This window comes from Rhodococcus sp. H36-A4, from assembly GCF_027158005.1.
In the GTDB taxonomy this organism is placed as follows: Bacteria; Actinomycetota; Actinomycetes; order Mycobacteriales; family Mycobacteriaceae; genus Rhodococcoides.
Window position 1 is genome coordinate 1 of the sequence record NZ_JAPVLQ010000019.1, and the last position, 5,489, is coordinate 5,489.

At 55.1% G+C, this 5,489-nt stretch carries 3 rRNA genes; all 3 read right to left on the reverse strand.

The annotated features are described in order from the left end of the window. Position 1 precedes the first annotated feature (1 nt). Positions 2–118, reverse strand: a 5S ribosomal RNA gene (rrf, locus tag O1W68_RS21445). Between the two features lie 141 nt (positions 119–259). Beyond that, a 23S ribosomal RNA gene (locus O1W68_RS21450) occupies positions 260–3,417 on the reverse strand. Between the two features lie 341 nt (positions 3,418–3,758). Further along, a 16S ribosomal RNA gene (locus O1W68_RS21455) occupies positions 3,759–5,276 on the reverse strand. The 16S, 23S and 5S rRNA genes sit together here, the layout of an rRNA operon. Between the last annotated feature and the right edge of the window lie 213 nt (positions 5,277–5,489).

The window sequence follows — 5,489 nt, forward strand, 5'->3', positions numbered from 1 at the left end:
TGTTCGGCGGTGTCCTACTCTCCCACACCCTGTCGAGTGCAGTACCATCGGCGCTGGAGGGCTTAGCTTCCGGGTTCGGAATGGGACCGGGCGTTTCCCCTCCGCTATGGCCGCCGTAACTCCATGAAACAGTTACACACGGAACACAACGGTCCATGCACACGCACCGTAAACGGTGGGTGGATGGTGTTGGTTCATTCAATTGTAATACTGAAACGTGTGCTGTTTCAGATATTGCACAGTGGACGCGTAGCTTCTTTGTGGTAAGTCCTCGGCCTATTAGTACCAGTCACCTGCATCGGTTACCCAACTTCCAGTTCTGGCCTATCAACCCGGTGGTCTGCCGGGGGCCTTACCCCCTCGAGGGGGTGAGAAACCTCATCTTGGAACAGGCTTCCCGCTTAGATGCTTTCAGCGGTTATCCCTTCCGAACGTAGCTAACCAGCGGTGCTCCTGGTGGAACAACTGGCACACCAGAGGTTCGTCCGTCCCGGTCCTCTCGTACTAGGGACAGCCTTCCTCAAGTTTCTTACGCGCGCGGCGGATAGAGACCGAACTGTCTCACGACGTTCTAAACCCAGCTCGCGTGCCGCTTTAATGGGCGAACAGCCCAACCCTTGGGACCTACTCCAGCCCCAGGATGCGACGAGCCGACATCGAGGTGCCAAACCATCCCGTCGATATGGACTCTTGGGGAAGATCAGCCTGTTATCCCCGGGGTACCTTTTATCCGTTGAGCGACACCGCTTCCACATGCCGGTGCCGGATCACTAGTCCCGACTTTCGTCCCTGCTCGACGTGTCAGTCTCACAGTCAAGCTCCCTTGTGCACTTGCACTCGACACCTGATTGCCAACCAGGCTGAGGGAACCTTTGGGCGCCTCCGTTACATTTTAGGAGGCAACCGCCCCAGTTAAACTACCCACCAGGCACTGTCCCTGAACCAGATCATGGTCCGAGGTTAAGGTATCCAATACGATCAGAGTGGTATTTCAACAACGACTCCACAGTAACTGGCGTCACCGCTTCACAGTCTCCCACCTATCCTACACAAACCGAACCGAACACCAATACCAAGCTATAGTGAAGGTCCCGGGGTCTTTTCGTCCTGCCGCGCGTAACGAGCATCTTTACTCGTAATGCAATTTCGCCGAGTCTATGGTTGAGACAGCTGAGAAGTCGTTACGCCATTCGTGCAGGTCGGAACTTACCCGACAAGGAATTTCGCTACCTTAGGATGGTTATAGTTACCACCGCCGTTTACTGGGGCTTAAATTCTCAGCTTCGCCACCGAAGTGACTAACCGGTCCTCTTAACCTTCCAGCACCGGGCAGGCGTCAGTCCGTATACATCGTCTTACGACTTCGCACGGACCTGTGTTTTTAGTAAACAGTCGCTTCTCACTGGTCTCTGCGACCCCACCCAGCTCAGAACGAAAAGTTCATCACCAGACAGGGTCCCCCTTCTCCCGAAGTTACGGGGGCATTTTGCCGAGTTCCTTAACCATAGTTATCTCGATCGCCTTAGTATTCTCTACCTGACCACCTGTGTCGGTTTGGGGTACGGGCCGTGTGAAAGCTCGCTAGAGGCTTTTCTCGGCAGCATAGGATCACTGAATTCGCCTCAATCGGCTACGCATCACCTCTCAGGCATCATGAACGGCGGATTTGCCTACCGTTCGCCCTACAGGCTTACACCAGTATTACCACTGACTGGCCCAGCTACCTTCCTGCGTCACCCCATCGCTTGGCTACTACCAGATCAGGTCCTGCGCATCCACCACACCCCTCACTCTCGAAAGAGATCAGTAACATGGATTCAGGGCAGTTAGTATCACTGATTCACCATGGGCGCGTTCACACGGGTACGGGAATATCAACCCGTTGTCCATCGGCTACGCCTGTCGGCCTCGTCTTAGGTCCCGACTCACCCTGGGCGGATTAACCTGGCCCAGGAACCCTTGGTCATTCGGCGGACGAGTTTCTCACTCGTCTTTCGCTACTCATGCCTGCATTCTCACTCGCACAGCCTCCACACCTGGATCACTCCGATGCTTCCATGGCTGCACGACGCTCCCCTACCCACCCACACACCTGGCACACTCCTCGTAAGGAACATGCGGGCTATTGTATGAGTGCCGCAGCTTCGGTGGTGTACTTGAGCCCCGCTACATTGTCGGCGCAGGATCACTTGACCAGTGAGCTATTACGCACTCTTTCAAGGGTGGCTGCTTCTAAGCCAACCTCCTGGTTGTCTTCGCGACCCCACATCCTTTTCCACTTAGTACACGCTTAGGGACCTTAGCTGGCGATCTGGGCTGTTTCCCTCTCGACTACGAACCTTATCGCCCGCAGTCTCACTGCCACGCTCTCACTCATCGGCATTCGGAGTTTGGCTGATTTCGGTAAGCCGGTAAGCCCCCTAGACCATCCAGTAGCTCTACCTCCGATGAGAAACACGTGACGCTGCACCTAAATGCATTTCGGGGAGAACCAGCTATCACGGAGTTTGATTGGCCTTTCACCCCTACCCACAACTCATCCCCTCAGTTTTCAACCTAAGTGGGTTCGGTCCTCCACGACGTCTTACCGTCGCTTCAACCTGGCCATGGGTAGATCACTCCGCTTCGGGTCTAGAACACGCCACTACACCACTCACGTGGATACGCCCTATTCGGACTCGCTTTCGCTACGGCTACCCCACACGGGTTAACCTCGCGACATGCCACTAACTCGCAGGCTCATTCTTCAAAAGGCACGCCATCACCAGCAACAGAACAAACTGTTCACCAGCTCTGACGGATTGTAAGCGCACGGTTTCAGGTACTATTTCACTCCCCTCCCGGGGTACTTTTCACCTTTCCCTCACGGTACTAGTCCGCTATCGGTCACCAGGGAGTATTCAGGCTTATCGGGTGGTCCCGACAGATTCACAGCAGATTTCACGGGCCCGCTGCTACTTGGGTATTCACTACAACAGTCACAGTATTTTCGTCTACGGGACTCTCACCCTCTACGACAGGCCGTTCCAGACCACTTCGACTAACACCATGATTTCTTACTGTCGGCCGATCCGGCAGAATCGACAAAGCAAACCCCACAACCCTCCATACGCAACCCCTGCCGGGTATCACACGCACAAAGTTTGGCCTCCTCCGCTTTCGCTCGCCACTACTCACGGAATCACAATTGTTTTCTCTTCCTGTGGGTACTGAGATGTTTCACTTCCCCACGTTCCCTCCACACACCCTATATATTCAGGTGCAGGTAACACGACATCACTCGTGCTGGGTTTCCCCATTCGGACACCCTCGGATCACAGCTCGGTTGACAGCTCCCCGAGGCTTATCGCAGCCTCCTACGTCCTTCATCGGCTCCTGGTGCCAAGGCATCCACCGTACGCTCTTCATTACTTACAACAAAGATGCTCGCGTCCACTGTGCAATTCTCAAACAACACACACAACCTGAACTCACTGCAGCACCAGCCACCCCCGAAGAGGCACGGTATGACCACAATCCAGATCCTGTATATGTCTTGCCTAGAAAGAAACACACTCACGCGTGTTCTCTCAGGACCCAACAGTATGCCGATATAGACCACGCCGGCCGACCACCAAGGATCAACCGATACGCACAATCTCATTGTCAGTGTTCCACCCGTGAGCTCCCGCCGCTCCACATATGGGAACGAAACGGGCTCTGCCAGAACATCATCCAACACCTGTGTGCTGGTACATCTTCTGGAGAATGCTCCTTAGAAAGGAGGTGATCCAGCCGCACCTTCCGGTACGGCTACCTTGTTACGACTTCGTCCCAATCGCCGATCCCACCTTCGACGGCTCCCTCCCACAAGGGGTTAGGCCACCGGCTTCGGGTGTTACCGACTTTCATGACGTGACGGGCGGTGTGTACAAGGCCCGGGAACGTATTCACCGCAGCGTTGCTGATCTGCGATTACTAGCGACTCCGACTTCACGGGGTCGAGTTGCAGACCCCGATCCGAACTGAGACCAGCTTTAAGGGATTCGCTCCACCTCACGGTCTCGCAGCCCTCTGTACTGGCCATTGTAGCATGTGTGAAGCCCTGGACATAAGGGGCATGATGACTTGACGTCGTCCCCACCTTCCTCCGAGTTGACCCCGGCAGTCTCTTACGAGTCCCCGCCATAACGCGCTGGCAACATAAGATAGGGGTTGCGCTCGTTGCGGGACTTAACCCAACATCTCACGACACGAGCTGACGACAGCCATGCACCACCTGTACACCGACCACAAGGGGGGCCGTATCTCTACGGCTTTCCGGTGTATGTCAAACCCAGGTAAGGTTCTTCGCGTTGCATCGAATTAATCCACATGCTCCGCCGCTTGTGCGGGCCCCCGTCAATTCCTTTGAGTTTTAGCCTTGCGGCCGTACTCCCCAGGCGGGGCGCTTAATGCGTTAGCTACGGCACAGATTCCGTGGAAGGAACCCACACCTAGCGCCCACCGTTTACGGCGTGGACTACCAGGGTATCTAATCCTGTTTGCTACCCACGCTTTCGTTCCTCAGCGTCAGTTGTTTCCCAGAGACCCGCCTTCGCCACCGGTGTTCCTCCTGATATCTGCGCATTTCACCGCTACACCAGGAATTCCAGTCTCCCCTGAAACACTCAAGTCTGCCCGTATCGCCTGCAAGCCCGAAGTTGAGCCCCGGGTTTTCACAAACGACGCGACAAACCGCCTACGAACTCTTTACGCCCAGTAATTCCGGACAACGCTCGCACCCTACGTATTACCGCGGCTGCTGGCACGTAGTTAGCCGGTGCTTCTTCTGCAGGTACCGTCACTTGCGCTTCGTCCCTGCTGAAAGAGGTTTACAACCCGAAGGCCTTCATCCCTCACGCGGCGTCGCTGCATCAGGCTTTCGCCCATTGTGCAATATTCCCCACTGCTGCCTCCCGTAGGAGTCTGGGCCGTGTCTCAGTCCCAGTGTGGCCGGTCACCCTCTCAGGTCGGCTACCCGTCGTCGCCTTGGTAGGCCATTACCCCACCAACAAGCTGATAGGCCGCGGGCCCATCCTGCACCGATAAATCTTTCCACCCACCCCCATGCGAGAGCAGGTCATATCCGGTATTAGACCCAGTTTCCCAGGCTTATCCCAGAGTGCAGGGCAGATCACCCACGTGTTACTCACCCGTTCGCCGCTCGTGTACCCCGAAGGGCCTTACCGCTCGACTTGCATGTGTTAAGCACGCCGCCAGCGTTCGTCCTGAGCCAGGATCAAACTCTCCGTAAAAGACTCTAGATATCACAACCCGAAGGCTGCTAATCAGTCAAAGACATAAGAGCCAAATCACTAGCAAAAAAACTCAACTAGCTATAAAACAACACCCAACCATAACCACCACAAGCGGATGATCATCGACATCGGATGCTTTCACCAAATACAAAATTCGGCACTGACATTCATCGACACACTGTTGAGTTCTCAAAGAACACGCACACACCA